The sequence below is a fragment of the Pantoea sp. X-Soil-MYKO-1289 genome (assembly GCF_059730625.1).
The window spans coordinates 3,881,408-3,896,903 of the sequence record NZ_AP036004.1 but is presented as its reverse complement, the minus strand read 5'-3'; the positions used below and the strand labels follow the sequence as shown (position 1 = coordinate 3,896,903).

10 protein-coding genes are annotated in these 15,496 nt (G+C 60.9%); 8 read left to right on the top strand and 2 right to left on the bottom strand.

The genetic code is table 11. From position 1 onward, the window contains the following. Position 1 precedes the first annotated feature (1 nt). The 5 genes from bcsB (at position 2) to AC6I7Z_RS18480 (ending at position 11,177) form a co-directional block, all read left to right on the top strand. Complete coding sequence (gene bcsB, locus AC6I7Z_RS18500) at positions 2-2,293, top strand: cellulose biosynthesis cyclic di-GMP-binding regulatory protein BcsB (RefSeq protein ID WP_497815259.1); 2,292 nt, start codon at positions 2-4, stop codon at positions 2,291-2,293. Beyond that, positions 2,286-5,756, top strand: a complete 3,471-nt coding sequence (gene bcsC, locus AC6I7Z_RS18495) for a cellulose synthase complex outer membrane protein BcsC (protein ID WP_497815258.1) — start codon at positions 2,286-2,288, stop codon at positions 5,754-5,756. The genes bcsB and bcsC overlap by 8 nt, the downstream gene beginning before the upstream one ends. Positions 5,757-5,871: 115 nt before the next feature. After that, positions 5,872-7,896 (top strand): biofilm formation regulator HmsP, encoded by a 2,025-nt coding sequence (gene hmsP / locus AC6I7Z_RS18490; protein ID WP_497815257.1) that lies wholly within the window; start codon positions 5,872-5,874, stop codon positions 7,894-7,896. A 268-nt stretch (positions 7,897-8,164) separates the two neighbouring features. After that, positions 8,165-9,451: a dicarboxylate/amino acid:cation symporter gene (locus AC6I7Z_RS18485; protein ID WP_048783753.1), complete on the top strand. Its 1,287-nt coding sequence runs from the start codon at positions 8,165-8,167 to the stop codon at positions 9,449-9,451. Positions 9,452-9,692: 241 nt separating this feature from the next. Continuing rightward, positions 9,693-11,177 carry a M16 family metallopeptidase gene (locus tag AC6I7Z_RS18480; RefSeq protein WP_497815256.1) on the top strand — a complete coding sequence of 495 codons (1,485 nt, stop codon included), beginning with the start codon at positions 9,693-9,695 and terminating at the stop codon, positions 11,175-11,177. Positions 11,178-11,181: 4 nt separating this feature from the next. Here AC6I7Z_RS18480 and AC6I7Z_RS18475 read toward each other — a convergent pair whose 3' ends face one another. Then, the gene (locus tag AC6I7Z_RS18475; RefSeq protein ID WP_033793143.1) at positions 11,182-12,054 is read right to left on the bottom strand and encodes an alpha/beta hydrolase; all 873 of its coding nucleotides are present in this window, start codon (positions 12,052-12,054) and stop codon (positions 11,182-11,184) included. A 423-nt stretch (positions 12,055-12,477) separates the two neighbouring features. Here AC6I7Z_RS18475 and AC6I7Z_RS18470 point away from each other — a divergent pair, with 423 nt between their 5' ends. Next, positions 12,478-12,840, top strand: coding sequence for a tlde1 domain-containing protein (locus AC6I7Z_RS18470; protein WP_497815255.1), 363 nt, complete (start codon positions 12,478-12,480; stop codon positions 12,838-12,840). Continuing rightward, positions 12,837-13,334, top strand: coding sequence for a hypothetical protein (locus AC6I7Z_RS18465; protein ID WP_497815254.1), 498 nt, complete (start codon positions 12,837-12,839; stop codon positions 13,332-13,334). Before AC6I7Z_RS18470 ends, AC6I7Z_RS18465 begins: the two co-directional genes overlap by 4 nt. 123 nt (positions 13,335-13,457) lie before the next feature. Here the strand turns inward: AC6I7Z_RS18465 and kdgK are convergent, their stop codons facing one another. Beyond that, positions 13,458-14,390, bottom strand: a complete 933-nt coding sequence (gene kdgK, locus AC6I7Z_RS18460; RefSeq protein WP_497815253.1) for a 2-dehydro-3-deoxygluconokinase — start codon at positions 14,388-14,390, stop codon at positions 13,458-13,460. Between the two features lie 280 nt (positions 14,391-14,670). Here kdgK and pdeH point away from each other — a divergent pair, with 280 nt between their 5' ends. Further along, a complete protein-coding gene (gene pdeH / locus AC6I7Z_RS18455; RefSeq protein ID WP_497815252.1) occupies positions 14,671-15,444 on the top strand; it encodes a cyclic-guanylate-specific phosphodiesterase in 774 nt (257 codons plus the stop codon). Positions 15,445-15,496 lie beyond the last annotated feature (52 nt).

Here is a 15,496-nt window from a genome sequence, read left to right as displayed (position 1 = left end):
TATGACGATGACGAGAGTGAACGGTTGGTTTACCGCCCTGCTGCTGGGCACCGCAACGCTAAGCTGTGCCGCCGCGCAGGACGCCGCGTCGGCGAATCCCGCCGCTGCGGCGCCGGTTCAGACCGCGCCGCAGGATCCTGGCGCGCCGCTGCGCGACAGCCAGCTCGCCTTTACCCAGCTGGCGCCGCCGCCGGGCAGCATGACGCTGCGCGGCTCGCAGCCAGGCGGCCAGATTGAGTTCGGCGTGCGCAGCGACGAGGTGGTGACGCGCGCGCTGCTTAATCTCAGCTATCGTCCCTCGCCCGCGCTGCTGCCGACGCTGTCGCAGCTCAAGGTCTATCTCAACGACGAGCTGATCGGCCTGATCACCGTTACGCCGGAGCAGCTCGGTAAAGAGACCCAGACCCAGCTGGCGATCGATCCCCGCTTTATCAGCGACTTCAACCGCGTGCGCTTTGAGCTGGTGGGCCACTACGCTAATGTGTGCGAGAACCCCGCCAGCAGCACTATCTGGCTCGATATCGGCAAAGAGAGCGGCCTCGATTTAACGCTGCAAAAACTGCCGCTGAAAAACGATTTGTCGCACTTTCCTGAACCCTTCTTCGACGCGCGCGACACGCGTCCGCTGACGCTGCCGGTGGTCTTCGCCGCGCAGCCGGACGTGGCGCAGCAGCGCGCCGCGGCGATGCTCGCCTCCTGGTTCGGCAGCAAAGCCGCGTGGCGCGGCCAGAGCTTCCCGGTGCTCTACAACAAGCTTCCGCAGCAGCAGCACGCCGTGGTGTTCGCCACCAACGACGCGCGTCCGGATTTTCTGCAAGGTCTGCCGCCGGTGAACAAGCCCACGGTGGAGATCGTCAGCCAGCCCGACAATCCCTATGAAAAAATGCTGCTGATCCTGGGACGCAACGATGAGGATCTGCTGACGGCGGTGCAGGGCATCGCCCAGGGCGAGCTGCTGCTGCGCGGTGATATCTCGACCATCGACAGCGTCAACCTGCAGGCGCCGCGCAAAGCCTACGACGCGCCGAACTGGGTGCGAACCGATCGACGCACCACTTTCGCCGAGCTGACGCAGTATGAGAATCAGCTGCAGTCCGACGGCATGCAGCTCAATCCCATCGGCCTGACGCTCAACCTGCCGCCCGATATCTTCCTGGTGCGCGCGCGCGGCATCGATATGGATCTGAGCTATCGCTACACCGCGCCGTTTCAGGCGGACGGTTCGCGGCTGGCCGTTCACCTGAACAACCAGTTCATCCAGGATTATCCGCTGCCGCCGAAGAATACCGCCGGCCAGCAGCTGCTGCGTATTCCGCTCATCCAGGGATTGCAGGACAACAACCGTCAGCTGACGATTCCGGCGCTGCGCCTCGGCGTGGTCAACCAGCTGCGTTTCGACTTCGACTACGCCAACACCATTATCAGCGGCGCGGCTGACGGACGCTGTGAGAACGTGACGCCGGTCAGCCACCACGTGGTGATAGACGACAGCTCCAGCGTCGATTTCTCCGGCTACCGTCACTATATCGAAATGCCTTCGCTGCGCGCGTTCGCGGGCGCGGGCTTCCCCTTCTCGCGCTACGCCGATCTGGCGCAAACGCTGGTGCTGGTGCAGCCAAAACCTGACGCGCAGCAGGTCGGCACGCTGCTGAACGCGCTGGGCAATATCGGCGCGCAGACCGGCTATCCGGCGCTGCGGGTGCAGTTCAGCGACGACTGGAGCAAGGCGAAGTCGCAGGACGCCGATCTGCTGATGATCGGCGCCATTCCGAAAGATCTGCAGGATGACCGCCGGATCGCTGCGCTGGTCGACGCCGCGGGCAGCTGGATAAAAACCCCGACGCGTCAGGCGGCCCTGGATGCCGGCAGCGTCAGCGAAGGCGATCGCGCGGCAGAGAGCACCACCGCCATCGGTTCGCGCGGCCCGCTGGCGACGGTGATCGGCTTCCAGTCGCCGTTCAACGATCAGCGCAGCGTGGTGGCGCTGCTGGCCGACGGCAGCCCACGCAGCTGGCAGCTGCTGAACGATGCGCTGACCGACAGCGGCAAGCGCGCCGCGATCTTCGGCTCCGCCGCCATTATTCGCGAGTCGGGCGTCAACAGCCTGCGCGTCGGCGACAACTATTTCGTCGGCCATCTCCCCTGGTGGGAGCGCCTGTGGTCGATGCTGGCGACTCATCCGTTCTGGCTGGCGCTCTGCGCGGTGTTTGTCGTGGTGCTGTTTGCGCTAATGACCTGGCGCCTGATGCGCATCATTACGCGCCGCCGTCTGCTTGACGATGAAGATGAATAAAGCGAGCGCGCTGCGGACGAGCCTGTTGCTGAGCGGCGTGCTGGCCACGCTGCCGGGTCTGGCCGCGCCCGGCGCCGGGCCGGAAGTCTCGCCGGTGGAGTGGCTGCTGTCGCAGGTCCGCACCGGCGAATCGACCAATAAATACGATCTGGTGCAGCAGGCGCTCTACCGGCTGGAGAAGATCGATCCCGATAATCCGCAGGTGCTGGCGGCGCGTCTGCGTCTGGCGCTGCATCAGGGCGACATCGCCGCCGCGCAGACCCTGCTGACGCAGCTGAAAAAGGTCGCGCCTGACTCGGCGGCGACGCGCGAGTCCGCCGTCGGCCTGGCGCTGATCTCCTCTGAAGGACGGCAGAAGCTGCAGGAGGCGCGGCTGCTCGCCACGTCCGGCCGCCTTGCGGAAGCGAAAAGCGCCTATGACGCGCTGTTCAACGGCGTCTTTCCCGATGCGAACATCGCGCTGGAGTACTGGCGGCTGCTGGCGCGTATACCGGGCCAGGACGGCGTGGCGTATCAGCAGCTCCAGGCGCTGGAACAGCGCTATCCCGGCAATATCGGCGTTGAGCTGCAGCTCGCCCGCATGGCGTTCGATCGCCAGCAGCCGGGCCAGGCGATCGAACAGCTGAAGCAGCTGGCGAAAAGCAGCGCCGGACGCGACGCCGCGGCGGATCTCTGGCTACAGCAGATCAATAATCAGCCGGTGAGCGATAGCAGCCTGGCGCAGCTGAAAGCCTATCTGGAGGTGTTCACCGACGGCGACGCGCAGAAGCAGGGCCAGGAGGCGCTGGCGAAGCAGCAGGCGCTGCTCGCCGATCCCGCCTACCGCGAGCGTATGCGCGGCCTGGCGCTGGTGGACGCGGGCGGCGGCGCCGAGGCTATCGCGACGCTGAACGCCGCGCTCAAGGCGAACCCCAACGACGCGGATCTGATGGGCGCCATGGGCCAGGCGCAGGCGCGCGCCGGTAAGCGCGCCGCCGCGGTTCTCTGGCTGGAGCGCGCGATTCAGGCTGGCCAGCAGAGCACGCAGGTGGGCAAGTGGCAGTCGCTGCTGCAGACCAACCGCTACTGGCAGGCGATTGACGAAGGCGACAAGGCGCTGGCGCAGCACGATCTCGACGGCGCGGAGCGGCGCTATCGCGAGGCGCAGGCGCTCGATAACAGCGACAGCTACGCCCTGATCGGCCTCGGAGATGTGGCGCTGGCGCGCAACAACGCGCCGGGCGCTGAGCAGCTCTGGCAGCGCGCGCTGCGGCTCGACGCCAGCAACACCACCGCGGTTCGCCGCCTGGCGGGACTTTATCAGACCCAGTCGCCGGCGCGCGCCATGGCCTTTATTAACGGTTTGCCCGCCGCGCAGCAGCGCGCGCTGGCCGACACGCTGCGATCTTTGCGCAGCGACAGCCTGCGCGCCGAAGCTGACGCGCTGGCGCAGCAGAGCCGCTGGCGCGAGGCCGCGGAGAAATATCGCCAGGCGCTGGCGCTGGCGCCGGACGACGTCTGGCTCAGCTATCGTCTGGCTGGCGCGCTGCGCAGCGGCGGCGCGCCGCAGCAGGCGGACGCGGTTATAGCGACGCTGCAGCAGCAGCATCCGCAGGACGCGACCGCGCTCTACGCGTCGGCGCTCTATCTCTCCGGCAATGATAACGACGAAGCGGCGCTGGCGACCCTGCGCCGTCTGCCGGAGGCGCAGTGGAGCAGCAATATGCGCGAGCTGGCGGATCGCCTGACGCAGAATAAGCTGTTCGCGCGCGCCGAGGCGCTGCGCGCGGCAGGGCAGGAGAGCGACGCCATCGCGCTGCTGCGCCAGCAGCCCGCCTCCAGCCGCCGCGATTTGACGCTGGCCGACTGGGCGCTGGCGCGCGGCGATGCGCAGCAGGCGCTTGAGGCTTATCAGCAGGTGCTTAAGCGGGATGCCGACAACGGCGACGCGTCGCTCGGGCGTATCGAAGCGCTGGTAGCGCTGAAGCGCAACAGCGAGGCGCGCGCGGCGCTGAAGGCGCTGCCGCCCGCGCAGGCGAGCCTGAACGGCGATCGCCGCGTGGCGCTGGCGTGGCAGGCGGTCGGCGACGTGACGCAGGCCGCCGCGCAGTTCACGGGCCTGAAGCAGCGCGCCGCGGCGCAGCCGCCTTCGCAGGATAAAGCGCTGGTGTTTCGCGATGCGGCGCGGCTGGAACGCATGCAGCGGCAGCCTGACGCCGCGCTGGCCGATTATCAGCAGGCGATGGTCGCCAGCGGCATCGGCGACAGCAAGAATGTCAGCCGGCTGACGCGCAATAACCCGCAGGATGACTGGTTGAAGCGCAGCATCCGCAGCGACACCGCCGATCTCTATCGCCAGCAGGACACCACGCTGATGCTGGAGCAGGATTATTCGCGTAACAAGGGCACCGCCGGCGTCTCCGATTTTACCGCGCATACCACCATGCTGCAGGCGGAGACGCCGCTTGCCGACGGGCGCGGCTTCTTCCGGCTCGATCGCGTTCAGCTCTCGGCGGGCACCTTCTCCACCACCAACGGCAGTTTTGACGAGACCTTCGGCAGCTGCGACGACGCCAACTCAGGCGGCTGCAGCCGCTACGCCAGCCAGCGCGACGAAGGCACCGCGCTGGGCGTCGGCTGGCGCAACGACGTCTGGTCGGCGGATCTCGGCACCACGCCGCTCGGCTTCGAGGTCACCAACTGGGTCGGCGGCGTCAGCTGGAAAACCGACGTTAAAGAGCTTGTCGTGACGCTCACCGCCTCGCGGCGGCCCATCTCCAGCTCGCTGCTCGCCTATGCGGGCGCGCGCGATCCGGCGGCCAACGGCGGCAAAACCTGGGGCGGCGTAGTGGCGACCGGCGGCAGCGTCGGGCTGAGCTACGATCGCGGCGGCGCGCACGGCGTCTGGGCCGATATCAGCGCGCATCAGATCACCGGCGAGAACGTGGCGGACAACAGCCGCGAGCGGCTGATGGCGGGCTATTACTATAAGGTGATCAATAGCGATAATCGCCGCGCCACGGTGGGCCTCAACACCATGCTCTGGCATTATCAGAAGGATCTCAGCGACTACACCTTCGGCCAGGGCGGCTACTACAGCCCGCAGGAGTATCTCTCGTTTTCCGTGCCCGTTACCTGGCGGCAGCGCACCGAGAACTGGTCGTTCGATCTGGGCGGTTCGGTCTCCTGGTCGCACTCGAAAACTGACGCGCAGCAGCGCTATCCGGTTAATCCCGGCTTTACCCTGGCGAGCAATCCGACTTCGGCGAGCAGCAGCGGAGGCGGCGTCGGCTATACTTTACAGGCTGTGGTCGAGCGCCGCGTGACGCCGCACTGGTTTATCGGCGCAGGCGTCGATATACAGCAGGCGAAAGACTATACGCCAAGCCACGGGCTGCTCTATGTGCGCTACTCTGCCGCCGGCTGGGACGGCGATCTCGATATGCCGCCGGAGCCGCTAATTCCTTACGCAGATTTCAAATAATCGCTGGCCGGCGCAAAACTCGGACTCTGGCAGGCAGTAAAAAAAGTGAGTTCCAGGATATACTTGCTGCGCATTTTCCTGTCTGATAGCTGTGCTTTTTAGCCTGGAGAAGATTTTGCGCGTCAGCCGTTCACTTACGATAAAGCAAATGGCGACGGTATCCGCGGTGGCGCTGATTACCGTTTCTATCTTTATCGTCATTCAACTGTTTCATTTTGTGCAGCAGCGCAGGATCGACTATGCCCAGCAGATGGAGAATATCGCCCATACGGTGCGCCAGCCGCTCTCCGAGGCGGTGCTAAAGGCGGATATCGCTCAGGCTGAGCGCATCCTGCAAACCCTGAAGCCCGCCGGCGTCCTGTCGCGCGCCGACGTGGTGCTGCCCAACGCCTTTCAGGCGCTGCACGCCAGTTTCGAAAACGAAAAGCCGATCCCGCTGTTTATCGCCCGCCTGTTCGAACTGCCGGTGCAGATCACCCTGCCGCTCTATTCGGTGGAGAGCAGCGGCTCGCCCAAACCGCTCGCCTATCTGGTGTTGCAGGCGAATTCGACGCGCGTTTACCAGTTTATCCTTAGCACCGTCTCCACTATGGTCACCACCTATCTGCTGCTGGCGCTGATCCTGTCGGTGGCGATCAGCTGGTGCATCAACAGGCTGGTGGTGCATCCGCTGCGCAGCATCTCGCGCGAGCTGCAGGAGCTGCCGCCGCAGGCGATCCTGACCCACAAGCTGGCGCTGCCCGCCAGCCATCGCGACGATGAGATCGGCATGCTGATCCGCAGCTATAACCGCAACCAGCAGGTGCTGGAGTCGGTGCATGACGAGATGAGCCGGCTGACCACCCATTATGCCGTTACCGATCTGCCCAATCGCGCGCTCTTTCTGGCGCTGCTCGACCAGCATATCCGCAGCCACAGCAAAGGGTTCGGGCTGATGGTGATCCGCATCGAAACGCTGCAGGAAGCCAACGGCGTGCTGAGCGACGAGCAGCGCGACACCCTGATGCTGACGCTGGTCGAGAAGATCCGCAGCACCGTCGACGACCATACGCTGCTGGCGCAAACCGGGCCGAGCGACTTCGCGCTGCTGATGAAGCGCGCCGGTACGCCGTTTCGCGCCATGCGCCTGGCGCGCAACCTGATGATCCGCCTGAACCAGCCGGTAACGCTGCATCAGCTGCAGCTGCGGCCCAACGCCAGCATCGGCCTGGCGCTCTATGACGAAGAACGCCTCTCCGCCAACGAGCAGCTCGATCGCGCCACCTCGGCGATGATGTCGGCGCGCCACTTAGGCAAAAACCAGATCCTCTTTTTCGACGCCGCGCTGACCGAGCGCGCGCAGAAGCGTCTGACGCAGGAGCATGACATTCTGCAGGGTCTGCAGGACGAGCAGTTCCGGCTCTTCCTGCAGCCGCAAATCAATATGCAGACCGGCGAACTGGCCGGCGCCGAGGCGCTATTGCGCATGCGTATGCCGGACGGCAGCTACGGCCTCACGGAAGAGTTTATCGCCAGCGCCGAGGAGATCGGCGTTATCGCCGCCATCGGACGCTGGGTGTTCGAAGAGGCGTGCCGCATTCTCGCCGGCTGGCAGAAGCGCGGCATACTTATCCCGCTCAGCGTTAACATCTCCGCCGTGCAGCTGCGCGACGCCAGCATGGTGCATCATCTGCAGGGCCTGCTGCAGCGTCATCAGATTGCGCCCGGCAGCTTTGTGCTGGAGATTACCGAAACCGCGCAGATGGGCGATGCCGAAATGGCGATGGCGCTGCTGCGTTCGCTGCAAACGGTGGGCGTCGCGGTGGCGCTGGACGATTTCGGCATGGGCTACTCCAATCTCAACTACCTGCACCAGTTTAAATCGCTGCCGGTCAGCAAGCTGAAGATGGATCGCAGCTTCGTCGCCGCGCTGCCGGATGACGACACCATGGTGCGCATCGTGGCGGCCATCGCCGAGATAATCGATCTCGACGTGATCGCCGAAGGGGTGGAGACCGCCGAGCAGCGCGACTGGCTGCTGGCGCGCGGCATTCATATCGGTCAGGGCTATCTCTATGCCGAGGCGCTGTCTCTGGAACGCTTTAATCAAATCTGGCTGCCGGCGTCCGCCGCCAGCGAGGATCCCGCCGCTGGGGAGTAGGCGATCTTTTGGCTTCTCCCTCAATCTCTCTTGTCGGGCGTTAATCACCGCCTGATTCATTGATTTTGCGCGTTTTTTAGTTACAAAAGGTCTTGCTGAAGCGTTTCAGTTCATAGTTGCGTTTCCAGAAATCCCCCGGCCTTTGTAAGCCTGTATTAATCCCGTTAACAGGGTGTTATTTTTTGCCAACCGCCAGCGCCGGGGCGCGCGCTGCATGCGGACACAATAAAACGACAACCTCACAACCCTGTTGTAGTGGACACCTGTTATGAAAACCTCACTGTTTAAAAGCCTCTATTTTCAGGTGCTGTTAGCCATCGGCATCGGCGTTCTGTTAGGCCATTTCTATCCGGAGTTAGGCACGCAAATGAAGCCGCTTGGCGATGGCTTCGTCAAACTGATCAAGATGATCATCGCGCCCGTGATTTTCTGTACGGTCGTGACCGGGATCGCCGGCATGGAGAGCATGAAAGCGGTGGGGCGTACCGGTGCGGTCGCGCTGCTCTATTTTGAAATCGTCAGCACCATCGCCCTGATTATCGGTCTGGTGGTGGTCAACGTTCTGCAGCCGGGCGTCGGCATGAACGTCGATCCGGCGACGCTGGATGCGAAGGCGGTCGCGGTCTATGCGCAGCAGGCGGAGCAGCAGGGCGTTATCGCCTTCCTGCTGGACGTCATCCCAGGCAGCGTGATCGGCGCCTTCGCCAGCGGCAATATCCTGCAGGTGCTGCTGTTCGCCATTCTGTTCGGCTTCGCGCTGCATCGCCTCGGCAGCTCCGGCACGCTGATCTTCAACGTGATTGAGAGCTTTTCGAAGGTGATCTTCGGCATCATCAATATGATTATGCGCCTCGCCCCTATCGGCGCGTTCGGCGCTATGGCCTTCACCATCGGTAAATATGGCGTCGGTTCGCTGGTGCAGCTCGGCCAGCTTATCGTCTGCTTCTATATCACCTGCGTGCTGTTCGTGGTGGTGGTGCTGGGGCTTATCGCGCGCGTCGCCGGCTTCAATATTTTCCGCTTCGTCGCCTACATCAAAGAGGAGCTGCTGATCGTGCTCGGCACCTCTTCCTCTGAGTCGGCGCTGCCGCGCATGCTGGATAAGATGGAGAAGCTGGGCTGTAAGAAATCGGTGGTGGGGCTGGTGATCCCGACCGGCTACTCGTTTAACCTCGACGGCACCTCGATTTATCTGACCATGGCGGCGGTGTTTATCGCCCAGGCGACCAACGCGCACATGGACATCTTCCATCAGATTACCCTGCTGGTGGTGCTGCTGCTCTCGTCGAAGGGCGCGGCGGGCGTGACCGGCAGCGGCTTTATCGTGCTGGCGGCGACGCTGTCGGCGGTGGGCCATCTGCCGGTAGCAGGTCTGGCGCTGATCCTCGGCATCGACCGCTTTATGTCCGAAGCGCGCGCGTTGACCAATCTGGTCGGCAACGGCGTGGCGACGGTGGTCGTGGCGAAGTGGGTTGGCCAGCTTGATGAAAACCAGCTGAAAGCGACGCTTTCCAGCAAGGCGAAAGCGAAAAAACTGCCGGAAACCTCCGCTTAAGCACCGCTTTACAGCAAAATCCCTCTAAATGCCCGCTGTCGCTTGCCCTGACAGCGGGCATTTGCATAATAATGCCCACTTATTTTTTTCATGGTTTTTCACTTCGTTGCGCGACTTCCTGGCCTTCACGTGGTCAAAGACTCTGTTGTCGAAAAACGACGCGGCTAAAACGAGAAAAACTCACCGCGTATTACAACGGCGAAACGTGCCAGTGATAACGACTTTTAGATTAGAGGTTCACATGCAGGGCACCAGAATTCGGCTTTTGGTTGGGGGGTTAGCGTGGGTGGCCGCCAGTTTTGGCGCATATGCCGAGACGCTGCAGCCCGATCCAGCCTGGCAAGAAGGGAAACTGGATAACGGATTAAGCTGGCAGCTGCTGACCACGCCGCAGCGCCCCAGCGATCGCATTGAACTGCGTATGGTGGTAAATACCGGCTCGCTGGTAGAGACCACCCAGCAGACCGGCTTCAGCCACCTGCTGCCGCGTCTGGCGATGGTGCACAACGCCGCGCTCGACACCAACCAGCAGCGCGCGCTGTGGCAGCAGGCCATGGACCCGCAGCATCCGCTGCCTCCCGCCATCGTCTCCTACGACTTTACCCAGTACAACCTTAGCCTGCCCAATAACCGTCCGGAGCTGCTGAAAGAAGCGCTTAACTGGCTGGCGGCGACGGCGGGCAAAATGTCCATTAACGAGCAGGTGGTCAGCACCGCGCTGAGCGCTTCCGATCCTGCCGCCACCTGGCCCGCCAATACCCAGGATGTGCTGTGGCGCTACCGTCTGAAGGGGTCGACGCTGCTGGCGCACGACCCGGCTGAACAGCCGCGCGCGCCAATCGACCTCAACGCGCTGAACGCCTTTTACCAGCAGTGGTATACGCCGGACGCCATGACGCTTTATGTGGTGGGCAACGTCGAGAGCCGCAGCCTGGCGGAGCAGATCAACAAAGCCTTCTCTTCGCTGACCGGCAAGCGCAGCAATCCCGCGCCGCTGCCGACGCTGTCGCCGCTGCCGCATCAGCCGATTAATCTGGTCAACGGCGCGATGAGCCAGGATCGCCTGTCGCTGATTTGGGATACGCCCTGGCAGCCGATTCGCGATTCACAGAATCTGCAGCGTTACTGGCAGAGCGATCTGGCGCGCGAAGCGCTGTTCTGGCATCTTCAGCGCACGCTGGGCGACAGCAAAGCGCAGAACCTGCAGATCGGTTTCGACTGCCGCGTGCTCTATCAGCGCGCCCAGTGCTCGGTTAATCTCGACGCGCGCAACGACGCGCTCGAGTCGGGCCTGAACCTGGTGTCGCGCGAGCTGGCTGTGGTGCGCGACAAAGGTCTGCCGCAGGAGGAGTTCGACGCCCTGATGGCGCAGAAGCTGCTGGAGCTGAACAAGCTGTTCGCCACCTATGCGCGCACCGATACCGACGTGCTGATGAGCCAGCGCCTGCGTTCGCAGCAGAACGCCGTGGTGGATATCGCGCCGGAGCAGTATCAGAAGTTGCGTCAGGCGTTTCTGAGCGAGCTGACGCGCGATCGGCTGAACCAGGAGTTGCGTCAGCAATTGTCGCAGGAGGTTACGCTGGTGCTGATGCAGCCGGAAGGCGAAGCGGAGACCAATGTGAAGAGCCTGCAGGCGATCTGGGATAAGGTGATGGCGCCGCCAGCGGCCGCCGATGCCGCCCCGCAGGAGAGCAGCGCCAGCGACAGCGCGCCGCCATCCTCCTGATCCCTCAGGTTTTCGCCCTGAGCCACTCGGTCACCAGCATCGGCCAGCTGGCAAGGGGCAGATCCGCAACGCCGCGGATGCCGAATCCGTGGCCGCCTTTCTGATAAAAATGCAGCTCTGCGGGCACCTTGTGTTCGCGCAGCGCGCTGAAAAACGCCATGCTGTTGTTCACCGAGACCGTTTCGTCATCCGCCGCGTGGATCAGCAGCGTCGGCGGCGTCTGCGCATGCACGCGCGTCTCCAGCGAATAGGCTTCAATGGTTTTCGCATCGGGCCAGGCGCCGAGCAGGCGCGTGCGCGAACCCTCATGCGCCACGCCGTCGCGCATGCTGATCACCGGATAGACCAGCACCATCGCATCGGGACGCGGCGAGAAGCTGTCTGCGGCGTCCTGCACCGGATAGATTTTTTCGGCGAAGCGCGTGCCCAGGCTGGCGGCGACGTGACCGCCGGCCGAGAAGCCCGTCATCACGATATATTTGCCGTTCAGGCCGCGCTGGGCGCGATCGCGCAGCACGCGCACCGCACGCTGCGCGTCGGCCAGCGGCGCGTCCGCGCCTTCATGATGGCCGTCATAGGGCAGGCGGTAGGTCATTACCGCCAGGGTGTAGCCCATCGCGGTGAAAAAGGTCGCCAGCGCGCTGCCTTCGCGGTCGATCAGTACGCGCTGATAGCCGCCGCCCGGCGCCACCAGCAGCGTGATGCCGTTGGACTCTTCGGGATGCCAGATAGCGATCTCCGGGCAGCGCACGCCGGTCGCCGCGCGATCGTAAGGCTCATACTCTTTCGCCAGATCGACGATTTGCGGCTGCGCGCGCGAATCGCTGGCGCCTGGCGCGTCGCCATTGGGCCAGATATTGATAATTTCTGTGTGCATAAAACGGTCCTGATGCGAGGAATGTTGTCGTTTTTTTATCGCGGCCGGCGAAACAGCGTCCTGCTGTTGTTGAGGAAAAGATGGTCTTTTTTGCGGCGGTCGTCCATCCGAAAACGGGGCGCGGAGCAGGATTCAGACTATGCCTGGAGAGGGGGAAAGAATCGGATTTATGCTGCTGGAACAGGTGCCAGAGAGAATAAAATTGTTAAAGCAAACTTACCGAATAATATGTTGCGTAAAGTCAAACTTAAAAGCGCATGGCACTTTCACCCTGCTATTAACTGAATGGTTAAAAAACGGCTGTCTTTGGTGTGATTAAAATTCATGTTGTGATTTACATCACGTAGGCGTATTGATTTAGTTCAATATGGATTAATTTTACCTCTTGTAGGCTGAATTTTTTTGTCATCAAAAGGAAGTTGTATGACCTGGATATATGAGGTAAGAAAAAAGTCTTTTACACAAAACGGGAAGTATAAGTTTGATGCACTGTATACCGGGGCTAAAGGATATAAAGACGATCCTAATCTAGAGTGCGAGATTAATAAAGGTCCTTTACCAGGGGGAAAGTATAAAATTGGCGATCCAATAGCAAATCATCCAACAGCAGGCCGGTTTGTGCTTCGTCTGATTCCTTATGGCGGCAACAATATGTGTGGCCGTTCAGGATTCCTTATCCATGGTGATAATGGTCATGGTACCGCATCAAATGGATGCATTGTTGCCTCTTTTAACGTGAGAAGAGCAATTGCAGAAAGCGGCGACAAGGAGCTAATCGTGAGATGAAAATTATTTCTCTTATTGTAATCTTACTTTTCTCCATTTCCTGCTCATCCAGTAAAGTTACATTTGAAGATCAAAGGTTATTTGATAAAGTTATTTCAGCAAAGAAAAGTCATGACATAAAAAATTTATCAGAGGAAGATTACGACACTATTGTCCTGAATCTCTCCAGAGGTAAAGATCGCTGGATAGAAATTTACCCTGATTTAAAGCAACCGCCGTTTACCGGCGTGACCTATTTGCAGGAAGGGCTAAATATCGCAATGGCGAGTGCATTACCTGAAAATCCCTCGGCGGTATTAAAATTCGTTAACGAAACCAACGTCGAATTTATTTGCGGCATACCCTTTATCGAGCCCACGCCCGCTGAAGTTGAGGCCTATTATGTTAAAGCGAGCACAGCTATTAACGATTTAGCCTCTGGCTTATCCTGGAAAAAAAGGTGCCTTCTTACGTTGAAGAAAGCAATGACAATTGAAACGCTGGCCCAGAAATAATGGTTTACTTTGCGCGCTTATCTTTGCAAGCGGAGCCGTTATTAAGGTAAACGTCTTAAAGCGCCAGTTATGCTGCACCTTATTAAGCTCATGTTTCGCTTTTGGGGTGCAGTCCAACCTCATTTACCCCGGCATCGCCGCCAGCGGAATAATCGCGCCGCGATGCTGGATCACCGTGCTGGCGGTCAGGTGGCCGCGTTCGGCGGCGGCCTGCGGCGAACCGCCCGTCAGGCGCTGCGACAGGTAGCCGGCGCTGAAAGAGTCGCCCGCTGCGGTGGTATCGATGACGCGCGCCGCATTGAGACGCACGGCGGGCACGTCAATCAGTGCGTCGTCGCCGATCGCCACCAGACATGAGTCAGCGCCGCGCTTAATCACGATCTCGCTGGCGCCTGCGGCGCGCGTGCGCTCAATCACTGCGCTTAATGGATGCTCGCCCCACAGCAGATGTTCGTCATCCAGCGTCAAAAAGGCGATATCGGTGCGCTGCAGCATCGCGCTATAGGCCTGCTGCGCGCTCGCTTTGTCGGCCCACAGGCGCGGACGATAGTTATTGTCGAAAATCACCTGACCGCCGTTAGCGCGGCAGCGATCCAGCAGCGCCATCAGCTTCTCGCGACTGTCGTCAGGCAGGATCGCCAGCGAAATACCGCTCAGGTAGAGGTAGTCGTAGCGCGCCAGCTCGTCGACGATAGCGGCGGATTGCGGAGCGTCTAGCCAGTAGCGCGCGGCGGCGTCGCTGCGCCAGTACCAGAAGGTGCGTTCGCCTTTTTCATCGGTTTCAATGACATACAGGCCAGGCATTTTGTTTTCCAGCCGCTGGATCAGGCGGGTGTTTACCTTTTCCTGCTGCCAGGCGGCGATCATCTGATCGCTGAAGGAATCGATGCCCAGCGCCGTCACATAATCGACGCTGAGCTGCGCCTCATCCACCTGGCGCGCCAGATAGACCGCCGTGTTCAGCGTATCGCCGCCGAAACCGCGTTTAATGCTCTCACCCTTCTCGGACAGCTCAATCATGCACTCGCCGATAATGGCTATTTTTTTATGCGTCATGGTCTTTGGCCTGTAGTGAAATAGTGCCTTAGTCTCGCGTCTGGTATGGCAGACGTCAATGATTTTTAAAACGGTGTTTTAATTCCACTTAAGGTAAAAAAAGCCTGTCTTCGCGGCGATTTAACGGTCAAAGCCGGGCTTTTTTTCACGATTGCGCCCGATACGGATTGGTACACTCTGTAGTCTTATGTGTCCAGCAGACGGACAGAGAAAGGGCGGGCACAGCTGACACTCGCCGCAGCGCTGACACATGGCACTTGCCACCAACCAGGAAAAAACCATGGTGATGAAGAATATTAGTCATCGGCTACCTTCTTCAACTGACATCAACCCACAACAGGAAGCGCGTCTCTTCTGGCAGCAATGCCAACGATTCTACACTTTCCAGCCGATATACCAGGTATCGGGCCGGTTGCTGGCAATTGAAATCCTGACCGCGGTCACGCATCCGACCGCGCCGGAAAAGAAACTCTCGCCGGAGGCCTACTTTGAAGCGCTGGCGATCAATCAGCGTCTGCACGTCGTCCATGAGCAGCTCATGCTGCTGAAAGAGTGGCAGCCCTTTTTTTGCGACAACCAGATCGTGGCGTCGGTGAATATCGACGGGCCGACGCTAATGGCGATTCAGCAGCATCCGCCGATTCGACGCCTGATTACCGAGCTGCCTTGGGTGCGCTTCGAACTCACCGAACATCATGCGCTGCCGCAGGAAGAGATGATCGCGCAGATGCCGGAGCTGGGGCCGCTGTGGCTGGACGATTTCGGTTCCGGCATGGCCAACTTTTCCGCGCTGACAGAGCTGAAGTACGACTATATCAAGCTGTCGCGCGAGCTGTTTATCCTGCTGCGCCGCACTGAAGAGGGCAAAGCGCTCTTCTCGATGCTGCTGGCGTTGATTAACCGCTACTGCAACGGCGTTATCGTCGAAGGCGTCGAGACCGAAGAGGAGTGGCGGCAGGTGTGCTGCTCGCCCGCGATGGCGGCGCAGGGCTACTTTTTTTCAAGGCCGGTCCCCTTTTCGCAACTTAATCATCTGCCGCTTCAGCTTGTCTGATGCCGTTCCACAACGTCTCGACTATCTTTAACGGAGACTGTGGACAGGCAAG